The sequence below is a fragment of the Acidovorax sp. GW821-FHT10E04 genome (assembly GCF_059415185.1).
Map to the genome: position 1 here is coordinate 140,187 of NZ_JBWKMT010000003.1, position 26,777 is coordinate 166,963.

29 protein-coding genes are annotated in these 26,777 nt (G+C 69.5%); 15 read left to right on the forward strand and 14 right to left on the reverse strand.

What is annotated here, in order from left to right; all coding sequences use genetic code 11:
• The first annotated feature begins 2 nt into the window (after window positions 1–2).
• The 5 genes from AC07OC_RS10040 (at window position 3) to AC07OC_RS10060 (ending at window position 5,099) form a co-directional block, all read left to right on the forward strand.
• Entirely contained in the window at window positions 3–917 is a 915-nt protein-coding gene (locus tag AC07OC_RS10040; protein ID WP_218297197.1) for an ABC transporter permease, read from the forward strand.
• Window positions 914–1,897, forward strand: coding sequence for an ABC transporter ATP-binding protein (locus AC07OC_RS10045; protein ID WP_494601088.1), 984 nt, complete (start codon window positions 914–916; stop codon window positions 1,895–1,897). Before AC07OC_RS10040 ends, AC07OC_RS10045 begins: the two co-directional genes overlap by 4 nt.
• Window positions 1,894–2,907, forward strand: coding sequence for an ABC transporter ATP-binding protein (locus AC07OC_RS10050; RefSeq protein WP_218339471.1), 1,014 nt, complete (start codon window positions 1,894–1,896; stop codon window positions 2,905–2,907). The genes AC07OC_RS10045 and AC07OC_RS10050 overlap by 4 nt, the downstream gene beginning before the upstream one ends.
• A gap of 46 nt (window positions 2,908–2,953) precedes the next feature.
• Window positions 2,954–3,877: an alpha/beta hydrolase family protein gene (locus AC07OC_RS10055; protein WP_494601090.1), complete on the forward strand. Its 924-nt coding sequence runs from the start codon at window positions 2,954–2,956 to the stop codon at window positions 3,875–3,877.
• Window positions 3,878–3,968: 91 nt separating this feature from the next.
• Entirely contained in the window at window positions 3,969–5,099 is a 1,131-nt protein-coding gene (locus tag AC07OC_RS10060; protein WP_494596866.1) for a M20 family metallopeptidase, read from the forward strand.
• 37 nt (window positions 5,100–5,136) lie between these two features.
• Here AC07OC_RS10060 and AC07OC_RS10065 read toward each other — a convergent pair whose 3' ends face one another.
• Window positions 5,137–5,892 (reverse strand): tyrosine-protein phosphatase, encoded by a 756-nt coding sequence (locus tag AC07OC_RS10065; RefSeq protein ID WP_218339468.1) that lies wholly within the window; start codon window positions 5,890–5,892, stop codon window positions 5,137–5,139.
• A gap of 132 nt (window positions 5,893–6,024) precedes the next feature.
• Between AC07OC_RS10065 and AC07OC_RS10070 the strand changes: the two genes are divergently transcribed.
• Window positions 6,025–6,876 (forward strand): helix-turn-helix domain-containing protein, encoded by an 852-nt coding sequence (locus AC07OC_RS10070; RefSeq protein WP_492806623.1) that lies wholly within the window; start codon window positions 6,025–6,027, stop codon window positions 6,874–6,876.
• Here AC07OC_RS10070 and AC07OC_RS10075 read toward each other — a convergent pair.
• The 6 genes from AC07OC_RS10075 to AC07OC_RS10100 all read right to left on the reverse strand — a co-directional run bounded on the left by AC07OC_RS10075 (window position 6,837) and on the right by AC07OC_RS10100 (window position 12,503).
• The gene (locus AC07OC_RS10075; RefSeq protein WP_492806624.1) at window positions 6,837–7,175 is read right to left on the reverse strand and encodes a DUF2834 domain-containing protein; all 339 of its coding nucleotides are present in this window, start codon (window positions 7,173–7,175) and stop codon (window positions 6,837–6,839) included. The two genes, AC07OC_RS10070 and AC07OC_RS10075, sit on opposite strands and share 40 nt — an antisense overlap.
• Window positions 7,176–7,324: 149 nt before the next feature.
• Entirely contained in the window at window positions 7,325–7,675 is a 351-nt protein-coding gene (locus AC07OC_RS10080) for a DUF4124 domain-containing protein (protein ID WP_494601093.1), read from the reverse strand.
• Window positions 7,676–7,749: 74 nt separating this feature from the next.
• A complete protein-coding gene (locus AC07OC_RS10085; RefSeq protein WP_369643703.1) occupies window positions 7,750–8,355 on the reverse strand; it encodes a YbhB/YbcL family Raf kinase inhibitor-like protein in 606 nt (201 codons plus the stop codon).
• A gap of 115 nt (window positions 8,356–8,470) precedes the next feature.
• On the reverse strand, window positions 8,471–9,250 hold the full coding sequence (locus AC07OC_RS10090; protein WP_494601095.1) for a helix-turn-helix transcriptional regulator: 780 nt from the start codon (window positions 9,248–9,250) through the stop codon (window positions 8,471–8,473).
• 110 nt (window positions 9,251–9,360) lie between these two features.
• Complete coding sequence (locus tag AC07OC_RS10095; RefSeq protein ID WP_492806628.1) at window positions 9,361–9,579, reverse strand: hypothetical protein; 219 nt, start codon at window positions 9,577–9,579, stop codon at window positions 9,361–9,363.
• Window positions 9,576–12,503: a DNA topoisomerase III gene (locus AC07OC_RS10100; RefSeq protein WP_494601098.1), complete on the reverse strand. Its 2,928-nt coding sequence runs from the start codon at window positions 12,501–12,503 to the stop codon at window positions 9,576–9,578. The genes AC07OC_RS10095 and AC07OC_RS10100 overlap by 4 nt, the downstream gene beginning before the upstream one ends.
• Window positions 12,504–12,640: 137 nt before the next feature.
• Between AC07OC_RS10100 and AC07OC_RS10105 the strand changes: the two genes are divergently transcribed.
• From AC07OC_RS10105 to AC07OC_RS10120, 4 genes are all read left to right on the forward strand, one after another.
• Window positions 12,641–13,267, forward strand: coding sequence for an SET domain-containing protein (locus AC07OC_RS10105; protein WP_218297185.1), 627 nt, complete (start codon window positions 12,641–12,643; stop codon window positions 13,265–13,267).
• Window positions 13,264–14,139, forward strand: a complete 876-nt coding sequence (locus AC07OC_RS10110) for a biotin--[acetyl-CoA-carboxylase] ligase (protein WP_218339462.1) — start codon at window positions 13,264–13,266, stop codon at window positions 14,137–14,139. Before AC07OC_RS10105 ends, AC07OC_RS10110 begins: the two co-directional genes overlap by 4 nt.
• Before the next feature lie 157 nt (window positions 14,140–14,296).
• Window positions 14,297–14,992, forward strand: a complete 696-nt coding sequence (locus tag AC07OC_RS10115; RefSeq protein WP_218297183.1) for an SPOR domain-containing protein — start codon at window positions 14,297–14,299, stop codon at window positions 14,990–14,992.
• Between the two features lie 83 nt (window positions 14,993–15,075).
• Entirely contained in the window at window positions 15,076–15,840 is a 765-nt protein-coding gene (locus tag AC07OC_RS10120; RefSeq protein WP_494601100.1) for a DUF6882 domain-containing protein, read from the forward strand.
• A 3-nt stretch (window positions 15,841–15,843) separates the two neighbouring features.
• On the opposite strand, the gene AC07OC_RS10125 is transcribed toward AC07OC_RS10120, so the two are convergent.
• From AC07OC_RS10125 to AC07OC_RS10145, 5 genes are all read right to left on the reverse strand, one after another.
• Complete coding sequence (locus AC07OC_RS10125) at window positions 15,844–16,836, reverse strand: tripartite tricarboxylate transporter substrate-binding protein (RefSeq protein WP_494601425.1); 993 nt, start codon at window positions 16,834–16,836, stop codon at window positions 15,844–15,846.
• Between the two features lie 156 nt (window positions 16,837–16,992).
• Window positions 16,993–18,444 (reverse strand): sensor histidine kinase, encoded by a 1,452-nt coding sequence (locus AC07OC_RS10130; RefSeq protein ID WP_218297181.1) that lies wholly within the window; start codon window positions 18,442–18,444, stop codon window positions 16,993–16,995.
• A 64-nt stretch (window positions 18,445–18,508) separates the two neighbouring features.
• Window positions 18,509–19,183, reverse strand: coding sequence for a response regulator (locus AC07OC_RS10135; RefSeq protein WP_218297180.1), 675 nt, complete (start codon window positions 19,181–19,183; stop codon window positions 18,509–18,511).
• Between the two features lie 82 nt (window positions 19,184–19,265).
• Window positions 19,266–20,192, reverse strand: coding sequence for an N-formylglutamate amidohydrolase (locus AC07OC_RS10140; RefSeq protein WP_494601102.1), 927 nt, complete (start codon window positions 20,190–20,192; stop codon window positions 19,266–19,268).
• Between the two features lie 201 nt (window positions 20,193–20,393).
• A complete protein-coding gene (locus AC07OC_RS10145; protein WP_218297178.1) occupies window positions 20,394–21,359 on the reverse strand; it encodes a tripartite tricarboxylate transporter substrate binding protein BugE in 966 nt (321 codons plus the stop codon).
• 108 nt (window positions 21,360–21,467) lie between these two features.
• On the opposite strand from AC07OC_RS10145, the gene AC07OC_RS10150 reads away from it, so the two are divergent.
• The 3 genes from AC07OC_RS10150 to AC07OC_RS10160 all read left to right on the forward strand — a co-directional run bounded on the left by AC07OC_RS10150 (window position 21,468) and on the right by AC07OC_RS10160 (window position 23,252).
• A complete protein-coding gene (locus AC07OC_RS10150) occupies window positions 21,468–22,436 on the forward strand; it encodes a LysR substrate-binding domain-containing protein (protein WP_369643709.1) in 969 nt (322 codons plus the stop codon).
• A gap of 80 nt (window positions 22,437–22,516) precedes the next feature.
• A complete protein-coding gene (locus AC07OC_RS10155; RefSeq protein ID WP_492254184.1) occupies window positions 22,517–22,747 on the forward strand; it encodes a helix-turn-helix domain-containing protein in 231 nt (76 codons plus the stop codon).
• Window positions 22,748–22,817: 70 nt separating this feature from the next.
• Window positions 22,818–23,252 (forward strand): Clp protease N-terminal domain-containing protein, encoded by a 435-nt coding sequence (locus AC07OC_RS10160; protein WP_494601104.1) that lies wholly within the window; start codon window positions 22,818–22,820, stop codon window positions 23,250–23,252.
• A gap of 37 nt (window positions 23,253–23,289) precedes the next feature.
• Here the strand turns inward: AC07OC_RS10160 and AC07OC_RS10165 are convergent, their stop codons facing one another.
• Entirely contained in the window at window positions 23,290–23,778 is a 489-nt protein-coding gene (locus tag AC07OC_RS10165) for a MarR family winged helix-turn-helix transcriptional regulator (protein WP_218339455.1), read from the reverse strand.
• A 142-nt stretch (window positions 23,779–23,920) separates the two neighbouring features.
• Here AC07OC_RS10165 and recA point away from each other — a divergent pair, with 142 nt between their 5' ends.
• Together recA and recX are read left to right on the forward strand one after the other, a co-directional pair.
• Window positions 23,921–24,994 (forward strand): recombinase RecA, encoded by a 1,074-nt coding sequence (gene recA / locus AC07OC_RS10170; RefSeq protein ID WP_218297173.1) that lies wholly within the window; start codon window positions 23,921–23,923, stop codon window positions 24,992–24,994.
• A gap of 83 nt (window positions 24,995–25,077) precedes the next feature.
• On the forward strand, window positions 25,078–25,542 hold the full coding sequence (recX, locus tag AC07OC_RS10175; RefSeq protein ID WP_218297172.1) for a recombination regulator RecX: 465 nt from the start codon (window positions 25,078–25,080) through the stop codon (window positions 25,540–25,542).
• A gap of 107 nt (window positions 25,543–25,649) precedes the next feature.
• On the opposite strand, the gene argC is transcribed toward recX, so the two are convergent.
• Window positions 25,650–26,582 (reverse strand): N-acetyl-gamma-glutamyl-phosphate reductase, encoded by a 933-nt coding sequence (gene argC, locus AC07OC_RS10180; protein ID WP_218339454.1) that lies wholly within the window; start codon window positions 26,580–26,582, stop codon window positions 25,650–25,652.
• Window positions 26,583–26,777: the final 195 nt, after the last annotated feature.

The window sequence follows — 26,777 nt, forward strand, 5'->3', positions numbered from 1 at the left end:
TTATGCAAACTCCAGAATCCCCTCCCACTCCCCACGCCCCGTTGACGGAAACGCCGCGCCGCCGGGCCATCCTCAAGCAATTGCGCAGCCGCCCGTCCCTCAGGGGCTCGGCGATTTCGCTGGTCGTGCTGCTGCTGGTGGTGATGCTGGCGCCGTTCCTGGCGCCGCAGAACCCCTATGACCTGGCCGCCCTGGACCTGATGGACGGGCGCCTGCCGCCAGGCTCGGCCAGCATGGACGGCTTCCACTACTGGCTGGGCACCGACAGCCAGGGCCGCGACATGCTCAGCGCCATCCTGTATGGCCTGCGCATCAGCCTGACCGTGGGCCTGGCCGCGGTGGCGCTGGCCACCGTGATCGGCAGCCTGATCGGCCTGCTCGCGGCCTACGTGGGCGGCCTGGTCGACACCGTGCTGATGCGCATCGTGGACTTCATCCTGGGCTTTCCGACCATCCTGGTGGCGCTGGTGCTGCTGGCGATGCTGGGGCGCGGCGTGGACAAGGTCGTGATCGCCATCGTGATGGTGCAGTGGGCGCACTACGCGCGCATCATGCGCAGCCGCGCGCTGCAGGAGCGCCGCAAGGAATACATCGAGGCGGCACAGAACCTGGGCTTTCCGGCCTGGCGCATCATGCTGCGCCACCTGCTGCCCAACTGCCTGGGCCCGGTGATGGTGTTTGCCACCATCCAGATCGCCAACGCCATCGTGCTGGAAGCCACGCTGTCGTTCCTGGGCGTGGGCGTGCCCATCACCGAGCCATCCCTGGGCCTGCTCATCGCGAACGGCTTCCAGTACCTGCTGTCTGGCGACTACTGGATCAGCATGTTCCCCGGCCTGGCCCTGCTGGCCCTCATCCTGGCGATCAACGTGATCGCCGACCGCCTGCGCGCCGCGCTGGACCCGAGAAGCCCATGACAACCCCTTTGCTTGCAGTGCGTGGCCTGCACACCGTTTTTCACACCGAGGAAGGCGCCTGGCCCGCCGTCAGCGGGATCGACCTGTCCATCGGGCCTGGCGAGATCCTGGGCCTGGTCGGCGAATCCGGCTCGGGCAAGTCGGTCACCGGCTTTTCCATCTTCGGCCTGATCGACCCTCCCGGCGAGGTGATCGCCGGCGAGGTGCTGTTCAAGGGCCGGAACCTGCGCGAGCTGAGCGAGGAGCAGATGCGCCAGCTGCGCGGCGACCGCATCGCGATGATCTTCCAGGACCCTCTGATGACGTTGAACCCGGTGCTGCGCATCGAGGAGCAGATGCTCGAGGCCATCCAGACCCATGCCAGCGTGCCGCGCACCCAGGCGCTCCAGCGCTGCGTGGAGGCGCTGGAGATGGTGGGCATCCCCGCCCCGGCTTCGCGCCTGCGCAACTACCCGCACGAGTTCTCGGGCGGCATGCGCCAGCGCGTGGCGATCGCCATCGCCATGCTCAACAAGCCCGAGCTGATCATCTGCGACGAGCCCACCACGGCGCTCGATGTGACGATTCAGGGCCAGATCCTGTACCGCATGCAGGAGATCTGCCGCACGCACGGCACGGCGCTCATCTGGATCACCCACGACCTTGGCGTGATCGCCGAGCTGGCCGACAAGGTCGCGGTGATGTACGCGGGCAAGATCGTCGAGTCCGGCCCGGTGGATGAGGTGCTGGATGCCCCGGTGCACCCGTACACCCGTGGCCTGCTCGATTCGCTGCCCGGCGCCGCCCTGCCCGGCGGACGCCTGCGGCAGATCAGCGGCATGGCGCCGATGCTGGGCAACCGCCCCGCCGGCTGCGCCTTTGCGCCGCGCTGCGCGCACGCCCTGGCGCAATGCGCCACGGGCGAACCGGAGAACACCACGGTGAATGGGCGTACCTACCGCTGCTTTGCCCCCCTCGTTGCCCTGGACCCTGCCGCATGAGCCACACCGCACCACCTCCCGTCATCGAATTGCGCAATGTGTACAAGCGCTTTGTCAAAAGGCAGGACCTGATCGGGCGCGTGTTCGAGCTGGCCGGCAAGAAGCCCGAGCCGCGCACCGTGCATGCCGTCAACGGCGTGAGCCTGGCGATTGCGCAGGGCGAGGTGCTGGGCCTCGTGGGGGAGTCCGGCTGCGGCAAGTCCACGCTTGGCCGCATCGTCGCCGGCCTGCACCGCCAGACCGAAGGCGAACTGCTGTACCAGGGCGCCGCCGTGGACGGCCTGGACCGGGCCGCCAGACTGGCCTACACACTGGGCGTGCAGATGGTGTTTCAGGACCCCCAGGCCTCGCTCAATCCGCGCCAGCGGCTGCACCAGATCCTGGGCGAGGCGCTGCACGTGCACAAACTCGCGCCCGCCGGCGAAATACCGGCACGCGTCGACAGGGCGCTGGCCGAAGTGGGCCTGGCCGCCGAGTACCGCACCCGCCTGCCGCACCAGCTCTCGGGCGGGCAGCGCCAGCGCGTGGGCATTGCCCGGGCGCTGATGGTGTCGCCCCGCTTCCTGGTCTGCGATGAGCCGGTCGCGGCGCTGGACGTGTCGATCCAGGCGCAGGTGATCAACCTGTTCATGGACCTGCGTGCCCAGCACGGCCTGACCTCCCTGTTCATCAGCCATGACCTCGGTGTGGTGCGCCACATCTCGGACCGCGTGGCCATCATGTACCTGGGCAAGATCGTCGAGATCTCGACCACGGCCGAGATTTTTGCGCGCGCCAACCATCCATACACCCAGGCGCTGATGGCCGAGGTGCCGAACCTGGAGCGGCGCAAGCGCGTGTTCGTGCCGATCCAGGGAGAGATTCCCTCGCCACTGAAACCGCCACCGGGCTGCACCTTCCACCCGCGCTGCCCGCACGCCATGGCCCGCTGCCGCGAGGAAGCACCGGCGCTCGAAGCCATCGCCCCCGGCCATTGGTCGGCCTGCCACCTGAACACCGCAGCGGCCTGACAACGGCAATGTCGCCCCGCCTGCTGCCCTGCCCCATTTCTTGCCTATGCCCAACGAACTTCATCTGCAATCGCTGCGCGACGCCGTGCAGCGGGTGGGCCGCCACGCGGTGGACTACAGCAACAGCCCCCTGCCCGGTGGCCGCTCCATCACGCTGAACACCTACCGGCCCGCACATGCCACGGACCACAGCCCCATCGTGCTGGTGCAGCACGGCGTGATGCGCAACGGCGACGACTACCGCGACTTCTGGATGCCCGCCGCCGACGAGCATGGCCTGGTCATCATCGCGCCCACGTTCTCGAACGCGCAGTGGCCCGACGTGGTGAGCTACAACAACGGCAACCTGCTGGCCACCGCCGACCGCGAAGCCCACGCCGACACGGCTCCGGCGAACCCACCCGGGCACTGGTCGTACACCGTCGTGACGCGGCTGGTCGATGAGCTCAAGGCATCGGGCGTGTTGACCACGCAGCCGCTGTACCTGTTCGGCCACTCCGCCGGCGGGCAGTTCGTGCACCGGCTGATGAGCGTGCTCACGCCCGGCACCTTTGCCGGTGTGGCCGCGGGCAACCCCGGCTGGTACACGCTGCCGCTGCTGGAGCTGCCGTTCCCCGAAGGCCTGGCCGGCACCCCCGCGGACACCGGCAGCCTAGCGCGCCTGTTCGCCTACCCGTTGACCATCCTGGCGGGCGACCAGGACATCGCCACGGCCGACGTGCACTTGCCGTCCGAACCGGCGGCACTGCGCCAGGGCCCGCACCGCTATGCCCGCGCGTTGAACTACTACGCCACCGCCCGGGCCGAGGCCGTGCGCCGCGGCCTGCCGCTGGCTTGGCAGCTGCACACCGTGGCGGGCATTGGCCACGATGGCAAGGCCATGTCGGCCGTCTGCGCGCACCTGTGGTTCCACGGCCACCTCCCCGACGCTGCACAACTGGCCCGGCTGGCCGGCGAGCACACGGCCTGACGCCCGCCGCCTGCACCTCCTCGGCCTCAGCCCTCCGTCCTGCGGGAAGCAGGCGGAGCCCCCGAACCACCCTGTCCCACCTTGCACCGCCATGACCACCTCCGCCACGACACAGACGCTCATTGACGGCATCACCGCCTGGATGCAATGCGAGTCACCCACCAGCTCGCCCGCGGGCGTGGCGGCCATGGTGGCCGACATGGCCCGCTATGCCCTGGAAGGCGGACTGCAGGCCACCGTGACGCCACTGGGCGAGCGCGTGGGGCCGCTGCTGCACGTGACCAACCGCGCAGCCGGCGACACGCGCCCCGGGCTGCTGGTCCTGGGCCACTCGGACACCGTGCACCCGGTGGGCACCTTGAGCGACAACCCCTGCCGCATCGAGGGCGACCGCTTCTACGGCCCCGGCGGCTACGACATGAAGGCAGGCATCTACCTGGCCATGACGGCCCTGCGCGACCTGGCGGCCGCCGGCGCCAGCGCGATGCCGATCGACTTCGTGGTCGTGCCCGACGAAGAAACCGGCAGCCACGCTTCGCGTGTGCACATCGAGCGTTTTGCGCACAATGCCCGCTACGCCCTGGTCTGCGAGCCTGCCCGTGCCAATGGCGGCAGATGCGTGACCGCGCGCAAGGGCACGGGCATGCTGCGCCTGGGCGTGAAGGGCCAGGCGGCCCATGCGGGCGTGGCGCATGAAAAAGGCCGCAGCGCGATCCGCGAAATGGCGCACCAGATCCTGGCGCTGGAGGCCATGACCGACTACGCGCGCGGCGTGACGGTGAGCGTGGGCACCATCGAAGGTGGCACCGCCACCAACACGGTGCCGGCGCAGTGCCGCTGCGTGGTGGACTTTCGCCTCCCCGACCTGCAGGCCGCCGACGAGCTGGTGCACAAGATGCAGGCGCTGCGCCCGGTGGGCGCGGACATGGAACTCGACATCGAGGTCGAGGTGAACCGCCCGCCCATGGTCAAGAGCGAGGCCGTGGTGGCCCTGCTGGACCGCGCCAAGGCGTCGGCCCGGCATGCGGGCTTCGCGCTCGAAGATGCGCCCATGACCGGCGGCGGCAGCGACGCCAACTTCACCTCGGCCCTGGGGGTGCCCACACTCGACGGGCTGGGTGCCGACGGCGACGGCGCCCACACGCTGCAGGAACACATCCTCGTCTCGACCCTGGAGGCGCGCCTGAACTTCTGGCGCCATCTGCTGGCGCACCTGGCGTAAGGGGGGCGATTCCCTGGCGGGCGCCTGAAAGGCGGCGTCAGGGCTGTTCGAGGTAGCGGGCGGCCAGCGCCTGCCGGGCCGCCGCGCTCACGCCCAGCACGTCGCGCAGGTAGGCATCGACGCCCTGGAACTCGGTGTCCACCATGTGCAGGGCTGCATTGAGAAACTCCTCCTGCACACGCCACAGCACGGCCAGCACTTCGTCGGGCGCGTGGCTGGCCAACCCCTCGGGGCGGCGGTAGAGGGTGTTGGTGAGCAGGTAGTCCTGCATCACCACCTCGCGCGGCACGCCCAGCGCCAGCAGGATGAGGGCGGCGGCAAAGCCTGTGCGGTCCTTGCCCGCGGTGCAGTGGAACACCAGCGGGGTGGCGCTGCCTTCATCGAGCAGCAGGCGGAACAGCTCGGCAAATCGATGCGCGTTGTCGTGCACAAAGCCCCGGTAGGTGTCCTGCATCAGCGCCACGGCGTCTTGCGCGGTGAGCTGGCGGCCGGTGCGCTGCAGTTCCAGCGCGCGCTGCACCACCGTGGGCTCGATGGCCAGCGGGTGGTAGCTGATGCCCGGCAGCGCGTAGGCATACGCGGCGCTTTCGGCCTGGCCGCGAAAGTCCACCGCGCGGGCCACGCCCAGCTCGGCCAGCAGGGCCCGGTCCTGCGCGGTGAGGCCCGCCAGGTGGTCCGAGCGGAAGATGCGCCGCCATTTGACGGTGCGCCCGCCATGGCCGGCGTAGCCGCCCAGATCGCGGAAGTTGGTGGCCCCGGCCAGGGGAAGGGAGCGGGTGGGTGCTGACTGCATGTTGCGTGGCGGGGGATGCGGTGGTGGGCTGGTGAAGCGGAAAGGATAGCCGGGCGGTGCGGCAGGCGCATGTCGCGCGCGTGGCTGGACGGGTGTTCCTGCCAGCACATCGCCGGTGTGCAGAATCCGGGCATGCAGCGTCTTGTGCCCCTCCCCTCCGATCTACAGCCCTGGTTGATGGCAGCGGTGGTGATCGATGCCCCTGCGGAACTGGCGCAGTCGCATTTCCCGGCGATGGTGTCGAGCATGCTGGTGGTGCGGCTGGCCGGGCAGGTGCGGTGCCGGGGCGCGCTGGTGCCGCCGTCGGCCTGGATCAGCGCCAGCACCACGGCCACGGTGTACGAACACGGCGGACCGGTGCGGGCCGTGGGGCTGGTGCTGCAGCCTGAGGCCGCCGCGGCGCTGTTTGGCAGTGCACGCGGGCTGGTGAACACGCTACGGCCGCTGGCGGAACTGGTGGGCCCGCAATGGGCAGAGGTGGAGCATGGCGTGCTGGCGGCGGCAGACGATGCCACACGGCTTACGGTGCTGCACCAGTTCGTCCGGCAGCTGGCCGCACCGCCGTCGCCTTGTGATGCATGGCGGCGGCAAGCCCTGGCCTTGCTGCAGGCGGCCAGCGCCGACGCCACGGGCGCGGAATCAGGCCACCAGCGCATGGGCCTGGGCCAGCGGCAGTTTGAGCGGCGCTTTGCGGCGCACTGGGGCATGGCGCCCAAGCAGTTTCAGGTGATTGCGCGGCTGAACCGCACGCTGGGCAACGCCCTCGCCGCGCCCGGCGGCCCGGTGGTGGACCTGGCCGCCGGCCAGGGGTACTACGACCAGTCGCACATGGGGCGCGATGTGCGCAGGCTGGCGGGCCACCCGCTGCAGGCTCTGGTGCAAGGCACGCGCAGCCCGCTCACCGCGCACTGGCCCTTGCAGATCGGCGCGCAGGCCCTGCCGAATCAGCCTGCCCCACCCTTGGAGCCCACGCGCAAGCGCTGAGCCAGGTAGAGCGGCATCACAAACGCGAGGCCAATGCAAAAGCAGGCCGCGATGTAAGCCCAGCGCCACGCACCCAGGCTGCGGTCTGCCGCCACCCAGGCCGAGAACGCCACGGCGGCCAGGTACACGTCGAGGGTGATGCCGGTGGTGAGTGCATTGGCAAACGCATCCCGCCAGAAGACATCGGGCATCACGCTGCCGCCCGCCAGAAAGTACACCCCATTGAAGTACCAGGGGACGGCCAGGCCCACGAGGGCCAGCAAAAGAAAAAAGGTGCGCAGGTGTGTGTGTTTTTGCATCGGTGCATGCGGCCCCCCAAAGAAAAGGAGAGAGGCCCTGGGTAGTGAATCAATGCACCGATTGAATCCGCGCAGCCCCCGGGCAGGCTAGGAAAAAAGCGACATGCCTCACACCGGCGGGCCTGCCGCTGCCCGCCACCTTCATGAACTTACTGCGCGCGGGGCAGCGAGGTCACGGCGCCATCCACCGGCAGCTCCTGCGTGCCCTTGGGGCAGGGCTGGTCGGTGTAGGTGGTGCGGCCGTCCTTCACGCACTTGCGCGGCTGCGGGGCCGCGGGCTCGGACGCGCCGCCGTGCGCAGCGCGGGCTTGTGCGGCGGGCTGCTGTTTGCCGGGCGGCAAGGTGTCGGGGCCGGGGCGGGTGATCTTCTTCCAGGCCTGCTCGGTCCACGGCCCGGCGTGGGGCAGCCACTGGTCGGCCGTCCACCATGCGGCGGCTGTGGCGGCCAGCAGCAATGCGGCCAGGAGGGACCAGAGGGCTCGTTCGCGGGTGCTGCGCATGGGGTGGGCCTGTGGCGGGGTGGTGGGCGACCACCAAGCTTAAAACATCGCATCGCCCACCGGGCCACGCCCTATCACGGCTGCTGCTTCCCTTTCGCCGCAGGGCGCCCATAGCGCGCCGTGAGCGTGGCCTTGCCCAGGCTGTGGGCGTTGATCATGTAGCCGGCCAGCGCAGCGGTGGCGTCGGCAGGCAGGTCCAGGCGCGGCACCTTGAGCGCGTGCACGGTGAAGATGTAGCGGTGCGGCACATCGCCTTCGGGCGGGCAGGCCCCGCCCCAGGCGGCCACGCCATAGTCAATGCGCACATGGCTGGCGCCTGCGGGCAGCTTGGCGCCGCCAGCAGCACCCGCGTCGGACCGCAGCTCGGTGGTGCTGGCGGGGATGTTGACCACCGACCAGTGCCACCAGCCCGAGCCGGTGGGGGCATCGGGGTCGTAGGCGGTGACGGCGAAGCTCTGGGTGCCAGCAGGCGCGCCGCTCCAGCGCAGGGCGGGTGATTGGTTGTCGCCCGCACAGCCAAAGCCCTTGAACTCGAAGCGCTGGGGCAGTGTGCTGCCTTCGGCAAAGTCGGGGCTGGTGAGCGCGAAGGCCTGGGCGTGGGCGGCTGGGGCCAAACCGATCGTGGCGAGTGCCGCGATGGCGGTGCCAACGCGAAGGGGGCGTGAAAGTGGGTGGGGCATCTGAAAAGCTCCTTGCAGTAGCGGTGTGAAACAAGGGCTTGATGGTGCTGCGCGCCGCGCCTTCGCATTGGCCCGGTGGCGTCAATGGCTGTGCGCTGCGCGTCAGCCGCAGGAATCAGGGCCGCAGCTGCGAGGGCGGAAAGCCAAAGCGTTCGCGGAAGGCCGCGCTGAAGCGGCTGTGCGACTCGTAGCCGCAGCGCGCAGCGATCTCGGACACCTGCAGCGCGGAGCTTTGCAGCAGCACCAGCGCCGTCTCCAGCCGCACGTCGCGCAGGCACTGGCTCACGGTTTCGCCCTCTTGGGCCAGGCGGCGCTGCAGGGTGCTGGCGCTGATGGCAAAGGCCTTGGCGATGCGTTCGAGCGTCCAGTCGGCCTGGGGGCTCGGGCCCACCAGGCGGCGCACACGTTCGGCCCAGCCCAGCTCGCCGGGCGGGGCGAAGACGATGCCCGCCTCGGCCAGCATCAGCAGCACTTCGAGCGCGCGGTGTTCGCGCAGCGCCTGCGAGCTGGCATCGCTCTCCAGCGCGGCCACGGCGCGCATATAGCTGTCTTCAAAGGCGGCGTCGGCCGCGAGGCCCGCGCAGCCTTGCACTGGTGGAATGGCCGCGAACTGGCCGAACTGCCGGTGGAACTGCGCCACCAGCTCGGGCGCAAAACACAGCAGCCGCGCCACATAGCGGCCTTGGGGTGCCGGGTCGTTGACCACCTCCCACTGCGCGCCGCGCGGCAGCACGAACACCCGGCCGCTGGGGTAGCGGTGCCCGCCGCCGGGCGTGACCAGGTGCTTGGTGCCCGACACCACCCAGCCCACCGAATCCATGCGCACGGTGACGGTGTGGATGCGGTGCTGCACCGTGGTGGCGATCTGCAAGGACAGCGCGGGTTCGCCCATCATTCTTTCCCCAGCGGTTCAGGGTCCATCATCGACCGTGGGGGCGGAAAGGCTGGCTCCGCGCAGGTTCGGCAGGTTCAGCGGGGACGGCCTGCAAGGCAGCACACCACGCGTCAGCGCGTGCGCTCCCGCGATACGCCCACATCGATATCGCCAAACACGGTGACGCCGCTGGCGCCCTGCGGTTGCTGCGGGCTCGCGGGGTCGCTGGAGCGCGCAGAACCTGTCGTGCTGCTGCAGCCGCCCAGCGCGCCAACGACCGCGAGAGCCACCAGCGCGGTGCGCCAGAAGCCCCACACAGGCGATGCTGCGGATGCTGCGCGTGGCTTCATCCTTCGCCACCCAGGTGGTTGCCCAGAATGCCCGCCAGCTCGAACATGCCCGCGCTGTTCTTGCCAAACACGGCGCGCAGCTTGTCGTCGGCGATGATGGTGCGCTTGTCCTTGGGGTCCTGCAGGTTGTTTGCCTTGATGTATTCCCACATCTTCTTGACGGCCTCGGGCCGGGCCACGGGCTCGGCGCCGATCACGGCGGCCAGGGCGGCGCTGGGGGCCTTGCCGGCTGCGGCCTTGCGCGGTGCCTTGGCAGCGGCGGTCTTGGTGGCCGGGGCTTTCTTGGCGGCGGCAGGTTTGGCGGACTTTTTGGCTGCAGCGCTTGTCTTTCCAGCCTTGGCAGCTACTGTTTTTGCAGCAGCGCCTGGGCGCGGCGGGAACTTGCTCGGTGCGAACTCGAAGTTGACCTTGCCCGCCTCCTTGTCCCACGCCAGGTGGGCCTTGAAGGCGCGGCGCGTGCGCATGCTCACGAACTTGTCGAGCAGGTCGGTCTTGCCCGTCTCCAGCAGCTTGTGCATCTGCTCGCGCTCCACGGGCTGCTGCAGGATGATCTTGCCGCTCTTGAAAGTGCAGCTGGGCGTGGGCTGCGCGGCGGTGGGCACGGCCTTGCTGCACACGTAGTTGCTGCCGTGCTCGTGCACTTCCGATCCGCAGATGGGGCAGGGGCCGAGCGCGGCGTCTTCAAACTCCACGAGCTCGCCAGACTCCTCGCCCTTCTTGTCGTCGCCAAAGTCGAATTCGAGCTTGTAGTTGTGCGCCTCGTCGTCGTACTTGATGACGATCTCGGAGGTGAAGGGCCAGCCCGCCTTGGAGCGGAAACCCTCCAGCGGGCCGATCTTCTTGTCGCGCAGCAGGGCGTTGGCCTCGGCCGTCTCGAAGGTGCGGCCCGCGGGCGACTTGCCGAAGCTGAAGCCGCAGCCTTCCGCACCAGGCTTGCCCACGCAGGCAAAGCGGCGGTAGTTTTCCTTCACCGTGCCGCCGCAGTTGGGGCAGGGCGATTCAAGCGTGGCGTAGTCGCCGGGGATGGTGTCGCGGTCGTATTCCTTGGCCTTCTTGACCATGCGCTCGGTCATGGCGGCGATGTCGGCCATGAAGGATTCGCGGCTGAGCTGCCCCTTTTCCATCTGCGAGAGCTTGAACTCCCATTCGCCGGTCAGGTCGGCGCGGCACAGTTCCTCGACCTCCAGCCCGCGCAGCAGCGTCATGAGCTGGAAGGCCTTGGCCGTGGGAATGATTTCGCGGCCTTCGCGCAGCATGTACTTTTCGGTCAACAGGCCTTCGATGATGGCCGCGCGCGTAGCGGGCGTGCCCAGGCCTTTTTCCTGCATGGCTTCGCGCAGCTCGTCGTCGTCGATCTGCTTGCCGGCGCTTTCCATGGCGCCCAGCAGCGTGGCTTCGGAGTAGCGGGCGGGCGGCTTGGTCTTGAGGCCCTTGGGGTCGGCTGCCAGGGTGCTCACGCTTTCGCCGGGCTTCACGGGCACGAGGTTCTGGCCCTTGTCGCCGTCCTTGCCACCTTCCACCTCATCGGCGGCTTCCTTGCCGTAGATGGCCAGCCAGCCGGGCCTGACCAGCACCTTGCCTTCGGTCTTGAAGCTGTGGGGCGCCACCGTGGAAATACGGGTGGTGACGGTGTATTCGGCGCTCGGGAAGAACACCGCCATGAAGCGGCGCACGACCAGGTCGTACAGCTTCTGCTCGGCGTCGGAGAGGCCGCTGGGGGCCTGCAGCGTGGGGATGATGGCAAAGTGATCGCTCACCTTGCTGTTGTCGAAGATGCGCTTGGACGGGCGCACGTAGTTGTTGCTCAGCGCCGTGGCGGCGTGCGGCGCGAGGTGGCGCATGCCGCTGTCGGCCAGCATCTCGAAGGTCTGCCTGGCCACGGGCAGGTAGTCCTCGGGCAGCGCGCGCGAGTCGGTACGCGGGTACGTCAGGGCCTTGTGGCGCTCGTACAGGCTTTGCGCCAGCGCCAGCGTGGTCTTGGCCGAGAAACCGAACTTGCCGTTGGCCTCGCGCTGCAGGCTGGTCAGGTCGAACAGCAGGGGCGACGCCTGCGTGGTGGGCTTGCTCTCTTCGGTGACGGTGGCCTGCTTGCCGCGCACGGCGTTCGCAATGGCCGTGGCCTCGGCGGCGGACCACACGCGGTCCGCGCGCATCTCCACGTCCTCGCCCTTCTTCCACTTGGGGTCGAACCACTTGGCGGGGTACTCGCCGGCCTGCGCGCCGAAGGTGGCGTGGATTTCCCAGTAGTCGCGGCTCACGAACTTGCGGATCTTTTCCTCGCGCTCCACCACCAGCGACAGCGTGGGCGTCTGCACGCGGCCCACGGTGGTCAAGAAGAACCCGCCGTCGCGCGAGTTGAACGCCGTCATGGCGCGCGTGCCGTTGATGCCCACCAGCCAGTCGGCCTCGCTGCGGCTGCGCGCGGCGCTGGCCAGGCCCGCCATCTGCTGCTCGGTGCGCAGTGCGTCGAAGCCGTCGCGGATGGCCTGGGGCGTCATGGACTGCAGCCACAGGCGCTTGACGGGCTTGCCCAGGGGCTTGGCGCCGCCGGCGTACTGCTCGATCAGGCGGAAGATCAGCTCGCCCTCGCGGCCCGCGTCACAGGCGTTGATGAGTTGCGTCACGTCCTTGCGCTTGGCCTGCTTGACCACCGCGTTCAGGCGCGTCTTGGTCTTGTCCACGGGCTTCAGGTCGAAGTACGGCGGGATCACGGGCAAGTGGGCAAAGCTCCACTTGCCGCGCTTCACGTCGAACTCCTCGGGCGCCTGGATCTCCACGAGGTGGCCCACGGCGCTGGTGACCACGTAGCGGTCGTTCTCGAAGTGGTCGTCGTGCTTGTCGAACTTGCCCGCTACGGGGGTGAGCGCGCGCACGATGTCCTGCGCCACGGAGGGTTTCTCTGCAATTACCAGGGTCTTGGTCATTTGGGGCTCTTGCCTGTCATCGTCGTCGTTCGTTCTGAGCGCCCGGTTCCGGCCCGGTCGCTCCTACAATTCGGGTTTCGCGCGCATACACGCGCACGCACACATGTGTGCACTATCAAGTTAACAGAGTTTTTGCCATGCCCCGCTTTGCCTCGCCCGCCGCCCCCACCGCCGCACCGGGACGCCGCATCCAGACTCGGCGCTCGGGCGTCCATGGCAACGGCGTGTTCGCCGCCCAGGACATCGCCGAGGGCGAGGTGCTGGTGGAGTACACCGGCGAGGTCATCACCTGGCAGGAGGCGCAGGACCGCCACCCGCACGACCCCCTGCAGCCCAACCACACGTTCTACTTCCACGTGGATGAAGACCGCGTGATCGACGCAAAGTTCGGCGGCAATTCCTCGCGCTGGATCAACCACAGCTGCAACCCCAACTGCTATGCCGACGAACGGGACGGCCGCATTTTCATCACGGCGCTGCGCAATATCAAGGCGGGCGAAGAGCTGAACTACGACTACGGGCTGATCATCGAAGAGCGCTACACGCCCAAGCTGAAGGCGGAATACCCCTGCTGGTGCGGCAGCGACAACTGCCGCGGCACGCTGCTCGCGCCCAAGCGCGGCTGGGCGCCGCCGGTGCCGCGCAGCCCCGCCAAGGCGGCCACGAAGCCCGCCCTGCCCGCCAAACCGACCAAAACCGCCAAGGCCACCCAGCCAGTCCCAGGGAACCTCCAGCCCGGCGCCCGGAAAGGCCGCCGCCAGTGACCGCCGCCCCCATCCGCTGGCCCGCCGAGGCCGTGTGGGAGGCGGTGTCACCGCTGTTACCCGGTTTTACCGTCGAGGTGCTGCCCAGCATCGACTCGACCAACACCGAACTCATGCGCCGCGCCCGCGCCGGCCAGTGCGAGCCCACGCTGCTCGTGGCCGAGCAGCAGACCGCCGGTCGGGGCCGCATGGGGCGGGCGTGGCAGAGCGATGTGGGGTCTTCGCTGATGATGTCCCTGGGCCTGCCGCTCGCGCCGCGCGACTGGTCGGGGCTGTCGCTCGCCGTGGGCGTGAGCGTGGCCGAGAGCCTGCAGCCCGTGCTGCCGCCGCTGGGTGCGGGCCAGGCCGCCCGCGTGGGCCTGAAATGGCCCAACGACCTCTGGCTGGGCGGCGCGGGTGGCGACCGCAAGCTGGGCGGCATCCTGGTCGAGACGGCCAGTTTCGTGGCGCTCCAGGGGGCCGCGCCGTCCCCGCAGGGGCCAGCCGGCACGGCGCGCTACGTGGTCGTGGGCATCGGCATCAACGTGCTGCCGCGTGGCAGCGAAGGCATGAGCATGCCGCCGGGCAGCCTGCAGGACGTGGAGCCCGGCCTGGACGCACCCGCCGCCCTGCTGCGCATCGTGCCGCCGCTGATCGGCATGCTGCGCTCGTTCGAAGGCTACGGTTTTGGCCCCATGCAGCCACGTTTCGCGGCCCGCGACGTGCTGCAGGGCCGTGCCGTGGCCCTGAGCGACGGCACCGCGGGCACGGCCCACGGCGTGGGCGAGGACGGCGCGCTCCTGGTGCACACGGCCGGCGGCATGCAGGCGATCACCAGTTCCGAGATCAGCGTGCGGCCCAGCGCAGTGCAAGAGCTGGGGAGCCCCCCCTGAGCCGCGCCGCGCCTCTCCATCGGGGCAAAGGCCGCCCGTCGTGGCCTGGCGACGCCCGCTCCATGGCGGCCCTGGCCCTGGGCGGGCCCGCCACACGGGCGGGGACGAGGGCGCGCAACCCCATGGACAACCGGCGGGAAAACAAGGAAGGGCCCCCATGCTGCGACTTGCCGTGATCGCTCTGCTGCTGGCCAACGCGGGCTACTACGCGTGGTCGCAGGGGCTGCTTCGGGACTGGGGCTTCGCCCCCGAGGAGCAGGCCGAGCCCCAGCGCATGGACCAGCAGATACGGCCCGAGACGCTGCAGATCCTGCGGGTAAATTCCGGCAAGGCCCCCGCCGCCGCGTCGCCCGCCGCCCCCAGCGCAGCGGCTGCGGCTTCCGCCGAGACCCCCACCCCGCCCGACACCGGCGAATGCCTTCAGGCGGGCGTGTTCGACGAACGCCAGGCCGACGCCCTGCGCGCCGCCGCCGCCAACCTGCCCCAGGGCAGCTGGCTGCTCGAGCCCACGCCCGTGCCGGGCCGCTGGATGGTCTACATGGGCCGCTTCGAGGACCTGGAAACGCTGGACAGGAAACGGGCCGAACTGCGTGCCCGCAAGGTCGACCACGACCGCGCGGGCGGCACCCTGGAATTCGGCCTATCGCTGGGCCGCTTCGCCTCGAAGGAGGCCGCCGAGCGCGAGCTGGCCACGTTGGGCGGCAAGGGCGTGCGCACGGCCCGCGTGGTGCAGGAGCGGCCGGACACGGCAGGTTTCACGCTGCGACTGCCCGCCGTGACCGAATCGCTGCGCCCCCAGCTGGACGCCCTGCGCACGGCGATGGCCGGCAAGACGATGCGCGCCTGCGGCTGAACCGTGGTGGCCGCGCTGGCGGTCGCGCCCGGCGTTCCGCGCCCATCCTTCGATTCCGCCCCTCCTTTCGCGAGCCCCGCGCCATGACCGAAGAACTCTCCGCCATCCACTGCAACCGCCACGGCGAAGCCACCGCCACCTACGTCTGCGGGCACCTGTGCCGCCGGCCGGCGCAGCGCTGGTTCTGCGGCATGCCGGCGCCGGACTACCCCTTTCCCGACGCCTGGTGCGCCAGTTGCCAGGCAGCCCTGGAGCGGGAGGGCGGCGAGTGGAACGAGCGCAACGAGGACTGCCTGGACCTGCAGATCATCTGCCACCACTGCTACCAGGACTCCATGGCGCAGAGTGTCGGCGCCATGGCGGATGCGCCGCACGACGCCTGGGTGGACGCGGTCACCGAAAGCCACCAGGCCCTGGTGGGCAAGCAGGATGCCCTGGAGACGGACTACGGCATCTCGCGCTTCGAGCGCTGGGACTATGACCAGGTGCAGGGCACGCTCACCTTCTCGCACGCCGGCGTGCCGCGGCTGGTGGCGGACATTGAATTCATCGGATCGATTTCCCGGACCAGCGGCACCTGGCTGTGGGCCTGGGCCAATTTCCACAACGACCCCCAGGTGGTGGCCCGCATTCCCGCGGTGTGGGAGTGGGGCGACGAGCGCGGCTTTGCGCCCCTGACGGTGCCGCGCTGGGAAGCGGACGAGACCGACGGCTGGGAACTCGCGGGCGTGGCGGCGCAGGTGCTGGGCGCGCTGGGGGTGTACCGCGCGCCCACCCAGAATGGCTTTCTCTTCATGGCGCTGATGTCCCTTCGCGCGCTGCGTCCGCCGCATGCGCCTGCGGCATAGCCGTCACGCTGCGTCCTTGCCGAGCGTGATGCGCGCAAACCGGCTGACGCGCCGCATCTTCTCGACCTCCTTGCGGATCTGCGCGGCAAACTCGTCCGGCAGGCTGCCCGAGGCAAACAGCCCCTGCTCTCCCAGGCGCGCCAGCACCGCGGGCTCGCGCAACACCGTGGCCACCGCGTCGCGCAGCCGCCGCGCCGTGGCGGCCGGCGTGTGCGCAGGGGCCACCAGGCCGAACCAGGACGGGTCGTTGTTCGAGAACAGGCTGAGCTCGGCGTAGGTGGGCACCTCGGGCAGAACGGCCAGGCGCCGGCTCCACGACACGGCCAGGGCCCGCAAACGGCCGGCCTGGATGTGCGGCAGCGACGACGCCACCTGGTCGAAGTACACCGGCACCCGGCCCGCCAGCACCTCGGCCAGTGCTGCGGCGGCGCCCGCCTGGGGCAGGTGGTCCATGCGCACATTGGCACTGCTCTTGAGCAGCTCGCCCCACATGTGGCCGATGGTGCCGTTGCCCGGCGAGGCATAGGCCAGCTGGCCCGGCCGCGCCTTCAGGTGCTGCATGAACTGCGCGAAATCGCGCACCGGCAGGCCGGGGTGCACCACCAGCACGCCCGGGGCCTTGACGATCTCGGTGACGGGGGTGAAGCCGTCCAGCGCGTTGTAGGGCAGGTGTTTGTAGACGGCTGGGTTCACGCCATGGGTGGACAGCGTGGCCACGCCCAGCGTGGCGCCGTCGGGCGCGGCGGCAGCGACCTCGGCCATGCAGGTGGCGCCGGCCGCGCCGGGGCGGTTCTCCACGGCCACGGGTGCACCCAGCAACTGCGACAGCGGACCGGCGAGGGCGCGCGCCGTGATGTCGGTGGCGCCGCCCGCGGCAAAGGGCACCAGCAGCCGCAGGGGCCGTGCGCTGCCCGTGGACACCGGGGCGGATTGCGCCTGGGCAGCACCTCCCAGGCAGGCAGCGGCGGTGGAGATCAGCAGCTTGCGCCGTTTCATCGTCGTCATCGTGGTCCTCTCCTCGCCTCGCGGCATGTGCGGCCCATTCTGGAGAGGCATGGCCGGGCTGGCTAACGACGTTTGGAACTCATCCCATTCCGGCGCGGAATGTGCCGCAGCGCGAAAGGCCGTGCGGCGGGATGCACCCGGCCTGGCTCAGGACCCCGCCACCACATCCCGCGCCGCGAACCGCACGCTGAAACGCGCGCCGGGCGGGTGGTGGCCAGGGCGCGCGTCTTCCAGCGTGACCTCGGCCCCGTGCTTGCGTGCGATCTCCAGCACGATGGGCAGGCCCAGGCCCGAGCCGTCGGCCTCGCTGCCCAGCGCCCGGTAAAAGGGCTGGAACACCAGCTCGCGCTCGGCCTCGGGCACGCCGGGGCCGGAGTCTTCCACCTGCAGCAGCAGCACGTGGCCGAAGGTATCGGCCAGCACGTGGGCCGTGACCACGCCGGGCTTGGCGGGGGTGGAAGGCGTGTAGTTGATGGCGTTGTCGAGCAGGTTGCGCACCAGTTCCTTGAGCAGCGTGGGGTTGCCGTCCAGCAGCACGCCGGGTGAGCCGGGCTCGGCGCCGTCGTAGCCCAGGTCGATGTGTTTTTCGAGCGCGCGCGGCACCGAGTCGCGCACCACCTCGATCACGAGGCGCGCCAGGTCGCAGGGCTGGCGCGCGATGCCCACGCCGCTGCCTTCCGCGCGCGCCAATGCGAGCAGCTGGTTCACGGTGTGCGTGGCGCGGATGCTGGAGCGGCCGATCTGCTGCAGCGAGCGCTTGAGCTCTTCGGTGCTGGTGCCTTCGCGCTGGGCCAGGTCGGCCTGCATGCGCAGGCCCGCCAGCGGGGTCTTGAGCTGGTGCGCCGCGTCGGCCAGGAAACGCTTTTGCGTGGCCAGCGAGTCGTTCAGGCGCGTGAGCAGGTCGTTCACCGACGAGACCAGCGGCGCGACCTCGAGCGGCACGGTGCGGTCGTCCAGCGGCGAGAGGTCGTCGGGGTTGCGCGCGCGGATGCGCTGCTCCAGCTGGTTCAGCGGCTGGATGCCGCGCGCGAGCGCCAGCCACACCAGCAGCACCGCCAGCGGCAGGATGACGAACTGCGGCAGCATCACGCCCTTGATGATCTCGGTGGCCAGCACGCTGCGCTTTTCGCGCGTCTCGGCCACCTGCACCAGCGCCACGGGCGTGCCCTCCAGCGGCAGGCGCACCCAGATGTAGGCCACGCGGATCTCGATGCCGCGCATCTCGGCGTCGCGCAGGCGCACCTCGCCGGACAGGGGCACCTCGTCGCTGGCGGGCTCGGGCAGTTCCCGTTCGCCGGAGAGGAATTCGCCCCCCGGGCCGATGACCTGGTAGTAGACGATGTCGGAGTCGTCCGCGCGCAGGATTTCGCTGGCCGGCTGGGGCAGGTTGAACTGCACCTTGCCGCCCACCACGGACACGAGCTGGGCCAGCGCATGGGCGTTGTACTCCAGCGCCCGGTCGAACGGCTTGTTGGCCAGACCCTGGGCCACGAGCCAGGTGAGCGCCAGGCTCACGGGCCACAGCAGCAGCAGCGGCGTGAGCATCCAGTCAAGGATCTCGCCGAAGAGGGAGCGCTGCTCTCGCTGGAAGATTTTCAAGGTTTCAAGCCCTTTGAGCCACTGGCGCCCGTCTAGAAAGCGCAAGCAGCTATCATTTCAGGAGCTACCCTGGAATCTTTTCGAGGCAATAGCCCAGGCCGCGCACGGTGGCGATGCGGATGGGCCCACCCTCGATCTTCTTGCGCAGGCGGTGGATGTAGACCTCGATGGCGTTGTTGCTCACCTCCTCGCCCCATTCGCACAGGCGCTCCACCAGCTGCTCCTTGCTCACCAGGCGGCCCGCGCGCTGCAGCAGCACTTCCAGCAGGCCCAGTTCGCGGGCGGACAGCTCGATCATCTTGCCGTCGATGGTGGCCACGCGGCCGGCCTGGTCGTACACGAGCGGGCCGTGCTTGATGGCGCTGCTGGTGCCGCCCATGCCCCTGCGCGTGAGGGCCCGCACGCGCGCCTCCAGCTCCTGCAGGCTGAAAGGCTTGGCCATGTAGTCGTCGGCACCGAAGTCCAGGCCCTTGACGCGCTCTTCCACGCTGTCGGCCGCGGTGAGGATGAGCACGGGCAGCGCCGAGCCCCGGCTGCGCAGCTTCTTGAGCACCTCCAGCCCGTGCATCCGGGGCAGGCCCAGGTCCAGGATCAGCAGGTCGAACTCGTTGTTGGTCAGCAGGGCCGCGTCGGCCTCGCTGCCGCTGGCCACGTGGTCCACGACGGCGCCCGACGCCCGCAGCGTGCGCAGCAGGCCATCGGCCAGCACCTGGTCGTCTTCGGCAATGAGGATGCGCATGCGGTGTCTCCTTGAGGGTTGGCTGCGGTCTGGCGCCGCGCCTGCCCTCGATTCTAGGATGGCCCCGCCCCTGCGCGCCGCGTCAGCGCGGATCGTGTGCGAGCAGCAGGCGCACCAGTTTCTGCAGGTCTGCCTGCAGCCGGGCCATGCCCTCGGGGTGCTGGGCGAGCGTGCCCTCGTCCATGTAGAGCTTGCGGTTGATCTCGACCTGGATGCTGTGGCGGTGCTGCGCGGGGTTGCCGTAGCGGCGCACCAGCTCCACGCCCTTGTAGGGGTGGTTGTATTCCACGCTGTAGCCACAGCCGCGCAGGTGCTCGCACACCAGCGCCGACAGCGCCGGGCTGGCGGTGGTGCCGTCGCGGTCGCCCACCACGAAGTCCGCGTGCTCCAGACCCGGGAACTCGGTGGCGAAGCGCCCCGCCACGGCGGGCATGGAGTGGCAGTTGATGTGGATGCTGTAGCCGTGGCGCGCATGGGCGGCGTCGATGGCCTGGGCCACGGCCGCATGGTAGGGGCGCCAGCAGCGGTCGATGCGCGCGCGCACCTCGGCCACGGTGAGCTGGCGGCTGTAGATGGGCTCGCCCTCGTCGGTGAACTTCCAGATCAGGCCCTTGCCCAGGCGCACCTTGCTGAGCACCTGGGGGTCGGTGGAGATGGGGCCGGTCCACTCGCCGTCGAGCAGGGAGGTGTCGAGCTCGGTCGTGTCGCGGTTGGCATCGAGGTAGATGCGGGGGAAGTGGGCTTCGACCCAGGCCACGCCCAGCGCGGGGGCAAAGGTGTAGATCTTCTCGACGTGCGTGTCCTCGGCGCGGCGCAGCGTGGGCAGGTCGCAGGCCGAGCCGAAGTCGGCGGGGTATTGTGTGCCGCTGTGCGGCGAATCGAGCACCAGCGCCGTGGTGCCGGGCAGGTAGGTGAAGGCCGCAGGCGCCAGCGGGGTGCCGGGGGAACCGGTGGCACCGGGCTGGGCCTGCTGGAATCGTCGGTTGATCAGTTTCAAAGCGGCATGCATAGGCAGAGTGTGCGCAAAGTGGGGCGGCCGGCCTAGCCGCCCGGACCGGTTGGAGACCATGGTTATCCCTGAGACGGACTCCTCCAGCTGTGGCCGCCGGGCCCAGGGGCCCGGTATCGAAGAAAATGGGGCTCCCCCTGGCCGCCGGCCCGCCACCGCCCGTGGGGTGGATCGCGCGAGGCGGCTCAGCGGGGGCCCATGTCAATCCAGCGCCACCTTCGCAAAGGCCGCCACCCGTTTCATCTTGTCGATCTCGCGGGCGATCTGCGCCGTGAAGTCCCGGGACGTGGTGCCCGACGGGTACAGCCCCTGTCCCGCCAGGCGCTCGCGCACGGCGGGCTCCTTGAGCGCCTGGGCCACGGCCTGCTGGATGCGGTCCACCGCGGCCGCGGGCGTGCCCGCGGGAGCCACCAGGCCGAACCAGGACGGGTCGTTGTTGTTGGCGAAACCCAGCTGTGCGTAGGTGGGGACGTCGGGCAGCACGTCAAGCCGCTCGGGCCAGGACACCGCCAGCGCCCTGAGCTTGCCGGACTTGATGTGCGGCAGCGAGGAAGCCACCTGGTCGAAATACACCGCCACCTGGCCGGCCAGCACGTCGTTGACGGCCGGGCCCGCACCGCGGTAGGGAATGTGCACCATGGCCGTGCCGGTGCTGCTCTTGAACAGCTCGCCCCACATGTGGCCGATGGTGCCGTTGCCGGGCGTGGCATACGAAACCTTGCCGGGATGGGCCTTCAGGTACTTCACGAGGTCGGCAAAGTCCTTGACGGGCAGCACGGCCGGGTTCACCACCACGACGCCGGGGGCCTTCACCATCTCGGTCACGCCCACGAAGTCCTTGATGGGGTCGTAGGGCAGCTTGCTGTAGACGGCGGGGTTCACGCCATGCGTGGACAGCGTGGCCACGCCCAGCGTGAGGCCGTCGGCCGGAGCGCGCGCGGCTTCGGCCATGCCGATGGAGCCCCCCGCGCCGCCGCGGTTTTCCAGCACCACGGGCTGCTTGAGGATGCGGGCCAGCGACTCCTGCAGGCTGCGCACGGTCATGTCCGTGGCGCCTCCGGGCGGAAAGGGCACGATGATGCGCAGGGGCTTGCCTTCTTGCGCCAGAGTTATTCCAGGAACGAAAGATACTGTGGCCAGGGCTGAGAGCAGATGACGGCGTTGCATGGGACATTTCTCCTATGGGGTAAGTTGAGACTAATGGAATCCACAAGCCCTACCAAGCAATGGATATGCCTGATAACATTCCCATATGGAATGATTTGATAACTTACGATGTCTTCCCTGCGCCGCCTTTCACCCCCCTTGCACCTGCTGCGGGCGTTTTCCACCGTCACGCGCTTCGGCAGCGTCTCGCGGGCCGCCGAGGCCCTGCACCTCACGCAGAGCGCGGTGAGCAAGCAGGTGAAGGAACTGGAGGCCTGGGTGGGCGTGCCGCTGTTCGAGCGCAGCCGCAAGCGCCTGGCGCTGACCCCCGCGGGCGAGCGCTACGAGAAGGCCGTGCGCGCCGTGCTGGCGCAGCTGGAGGCCGCCACACTGGAGCTGATCACCAGCGATGACGGCGGCGGCGCGCTGCACCTGTCGAGCCTGCCCACCTTCGCCGCCAAGTGGCTCATTCCGCGCCTGCCGCAGTTCCAGCAGCAGCACCCGCAGGTCACGCTGCACTTCGTGCCGTACGTGCACAGCTACAACTTCGAACGGCCCGAGCTCGACTGCGCCATCCTGTTCGGCGATGGCCACTGGCCGGGCGCCCACGCCCACTACATCACGGGCAACGACGTGGCCCTGATCGCGCCGCGCGCCAAGGTGGCGGACTGGCCCATCCACACCCCGCGCGACGTGGCGCGCTACGCGCTGCTGCGCCATGTGACCGTGCCCGAGGCCTGGCTGCGCTGGAGCGAGACGCACGGGGTACAGGGCCAGCTCGACCCGCTGGCCGGCCCGCAGTTCGACCAGTTCCAGACCATGATCCGCGCGGTGATGGCCGGCATGGGCCTGGCCCTGGTGCCGCGCTGCCTGGTGCAGGACGAGATCACCGCCGGCCTGGTGCGCGAGCCGCTGGCCGCCGCCGTCCAGCGCGGGGGCTACCAGAGCGAGGTGGGCTACTGGCTCTGCTACCCCGAAGGCCGCACGCAGCTGCATGCGCTGCAGTGCTTCCGGCAGTGGTTGCTGGCCTGCGCGGAGCCCGCAGGCGCGGCGCCCCCGCCCACGGGCGCCGCGGCTGGCACCGGGCCGGCGCCCTGAGGGCCCGCCCCCGGGCCAGGCTCCCGGCCCTGTCGTCAACCCTTGTTGACGATATGAGTTCCGTCAACTACAGTTGACGAATGCCGACCCCACCGCCCCTGCAGCTGCCCCCGCACGACGACCCCGAAGCCGCGCTGGCCGCCGTGGTGGCCTTGCGCCTGATGGCCGACCGGCTGGAGGCGGCGGCCGTGGCCACAGCCCTGAAGCAGGGCTGGTCGTGGGCGCAGATTGCCCAGGCCCTGGGCGTCAGCAAGCAGGCGGCGCACAAGCGGCTCTCTCCCCAGGCCACGCGCCCCGCCCCCCCTGGATGATGGAAGGACTCCTCCCCATGCTGCAACACATCCGCCAGCGCCTGAACGACATGCGCACTCTGCGCCGGCTGTGCACGCGCGCCGCGCACGGGGCCAGCCGCAACCGGGCGCTGAGCACTTCCTGCTGGCCGCCATCGAGCTGCCCGACGGCTCCGCGCGCCGCGCTTTCGCGCGCGTTGGCGCGGACCCGGACGCCCTGCCCGCCGCGATCGAACAGCAGTACCGCGATGCGCTGGCGCAGATCGGTATTGATGCCGAAATGCCGCCCGCCGCACCCTGTGCGCCGCAGGCCGGGATCTACCGCGCGCAGCCCTCCGGCGAGGGCCTCATCCAGGCACTGGCGGAGGCCCGCAAGGGCCAGCCCGGCCCCTTGCTGGGTGCGCACGTGGTGGCACTGATCGCGGCCACGCCGCAGGGCGTGGCGGCGCGGGCATTGCGCGCGCTGCGGCTGGACCCCCACGCGCTGAGCCACGCCGCGCGGCAGGAGAGCGCCCTGCGCGTCTGAAGCCCCCCCTTGGGCGCCAGGATGACCGTGCGGCGGCCTAGCCGCCCGCATAGGCCTCCAGCCCGATCGCCACCACGGTGGCCACGTCGTTGCCCACCTCCGCCCGGAACTCCGCCTCGGCCTGCGCGACGGCATCGCGAAACGCCTGCAGCCAGGCCAGGCCCGTGGGCGTGAAGCACACGCGGCGCGCACGCGCATCCAGCGGATCGGCCTCGCGCGTGACCAGGCCCCAGGCCTCGCACTGGTCCACCAGGTTGGCCATCGCCTGCTTGGTCATGCCCGCGCGCTGGGCCAGGTCGGTCAGCCGGTCGCCCTGCAGCGCCAGGTGGCGCGTGATGTGCACGTGGGCGGCGCTCACCTGGTCGCGCGCCGCGAGGTTGGACAGCGCCAGCGGCACCTCCACGTTGTGCGCCATGAGCTGCAGCACGCGCGCGTCGAAGCGCCGCATGGCGTGGCCGAACAGGCGGCCCAGGTGGGTCTGGCGCCAGCCGTCTTCGGCGGGTGAAGGAAGAGGCATATCAGGCATTCACACATTGTCAGGCAAACTGACTAAATTGTGCTTGAATGCCCCGCGACGGCTCGCATAAACTACTGTTCAAGCATCCAGCCTGTGATTAACCGCAGAGCGGTGCAGGCACCCAACCCATTGTTTCTCAAGGAGTTTTCTCATGGACGTCGCAGTCAAAGGCACCAACCCCGCATTGCCCGTGAACACCGAAAAGGCCAAGGCCCTGGCCGCCGCGCTCGCCCAGATCGAGAAGCAATTCGGCAAGGGCACGATCATGCGCCTGGGCGAAGGCGAAGTGATCGAGGACATCCAGGTGGTCTCCACCGGCTCGCTGGGCCTGGACATCGCCCTGGGCGTGGGCGGCTTGCCGCGCGGCCGCGTGGTCGAGATCTACGGCCCGGAATCCTCGGGCAAGACCACGCTCACGCTGCAGGTGATTGCCGAGATGCAAAAGCAGGGCGGCACCTGCGCGTTCGTGGACGCGGAACATGCCCTGGATGTGCAATACGCCCAGAAGCTCGGGGTGCAGCTGTCCGACCTGCTGATCAGCCAGCCCGACACCGGCGAGCAGGCGCTGGAGATCGTGGACAGCCTGGTGCGCTCGGGCGCCGTGGACCTGATCGTCATCGACTCGGTGGCCGCGCTCACGCCCAAGGCCGAAATCGAAGGCGAGATGGGCGACGCCCTGCCCGGCCTGCAGGCCCGCCTGATGAGCCAGGCGCTGCGCAAGCTCACGGCCACGATCAAGAAGACCAATTGCATGGTCATCTTCATCAACCAGATCCGCATGAAGATCGGCGTGATGTTCGGCAGCCCCGAAACCACCACCGGCGGCAACGCGCTCAAGTTCTACGCCTCGGTGCGCCTGGACATCCGCCGCACCGGCACCATCAAGAAGGGCGACGAGGCCATCGGCAACGAAACCAAGGTCAAGGTGGTCAAGAACAAGGTATCGCCGCCGTTCAAGACGGCCGAGTTCGACATCCTGTTCGGCGAGGGCATCAGCCGCGAGGGCGAGATCATCGACATGGGCGTGACCGCCAAGATCGTGGAGAAGTCGGGCGCCTGGTACGCCTACAACGGCGAGAAGATCGGCCAGGGCCGCGACAACGCGCGCGAGTTCCTGCGCGAGAACCCCGACCTGGCCCGCGAGATCGAGAACAAGGTGCGCGAGGGCCTGGGCATTGCGCTGCTGCCCGACGCGCTGCAGGCCCCTGCCGCCGCGGCCGAATGACCGCCACAATTCAAGCCAGATTGCCTTCCAGCGCTTGATTGACAGGCGCTGGCAGCTATTGAATTGAAAGCAAAGAAGAGGCCATGGGGTTCACCACGCTCTCGCTCAAGGGGCGGGCGCTGCGGCTGCTGAGCCAGCGCGAGCACTCGCTCGCTGAACTGCGGCGCAAGCTCGCGCCGCATGTGCAGGAGGGCGACGACCTGCAGGCCCTGCTGGAAGACCTGCAGGCGCGCGACTTCATCAGCGAGGCCCGGGTGGTGGAATCCGTGCTGCACCAGCGCGCGGGCCGCCTGGGTTCCCAGCGCATACGGCAGGAGCTGCACGCCAAGGGCATCGGCCCCGAGGCGGTTCAGCACGCCCTCGACCAACTCAAAGGCAGCGAATGGGCACGCGCCCATGCACTGTGGCTGCGCAAATTTGGCGCCGTGGCGGACGATGCGCAGCAACGTGCGCGGCAAGTCCGCTTTCTGACCGCACGCGGGTTTTCGGGCGAGATCACCCGGCGCGTCGTGCGTGGCGAAGCGCCGGAAATCCAGGGCGAGATCTAGGGCCGGTCACGCGGGCAGGGGCGGCGCCCCAAGGCCCCGGGACCCAGAAGACAGCACAGGCGGCCACGCTCCGGAGCCGCCTGTTGTCCCCACACCTATCTCCGCCGTCAGAGGCCCAGCATCAGCTGCAGGTTCTGCACGGCCGCGCCGCTGGCGCCCTTGCCCAGGTTGTCCAGGCGCGCGATCAGCACCGCGTGCCGGTACTCTTCGTTGGCGAACACGCGCAGCTCCAGCTTGTTGGTGTCGTTCAGCGCGGTCGCATCCAGCTTGCCGTCGGCCGTGGCGGGCAGCACGCTGACCCACTGCTCGGGTGTATTGCTCCTGGCGTAATGCGCCGCCAGCGCGTCGTGCAAATCGGCCGCCTTGGACGCGCCGGGCAGCAGGTCCAGATGCAGCGGCAGCTGCACCAGCATGCCCTGTCGGAAGTTGCCTACCGACGGCACGAAGATGGGCCGGCGGGTGATGCCCGTGTAACGCATGATTTCGGGCAGGTGCTTGTGCTGCAGCGTGAGCGCATAGGCCTCGAACAACGGCGCCGTGCCGGCCTCATAGGCCTCGATCATGGTCCGGCCGCCGCCCGAGTAGCCGCTGACCGAGGGCAGGGCGAGCGGGAAGTCCGGGGGCACCAGGCCCGCATCCACCAGCGGGCGCAGCAGCGCAATCGCACCGGTGGCATAGCAGCCGGGATTGGCCACGCGGTCCGCCTGCGCGACCGCTTCGCGCTGGCCGGCGGCCAGCTCGGGAAAGCCGAACACCCAGCCGGGCGCCGTGCGGTGGGCCGTGCTGGCGTCGATCACCTTGACCTTGCGGCCCGTGCTCCGGGCAATCTCGTCCACCATCGCCACGGTGTCACGCGCAGCATCGTCGTGCAGGCACAGGATCACCAGATCCACGCCGGCAATCAGGTCGCGTTTCGCGGCAGGGTCCTTGCGCAACTCGGGCGCGATGCTGACCAGCTCGATCTGCGGCATGGCCTGCAGGCGCTCACGGATCTGCAGGCCCGTGGTGCCGGCTTCGCCATCGATAAAGACTCTGGACATAAGGGTGCTCCTGCAAAAAATGGGCAGCAAAGTCTGCCAAGAAACCACGAGAAAAGCCAAGAAACTGCCACCCGGCAGGCGCGGCGAAGCCGTCAGCCACGCACAAGGATGGTGCATTGCAACATGATACAGTCGCTGGTTGCCATGTCCCCAGCCCGCGGCCAGACATTTTGTTGTTCATGGCAAACGGGTAAC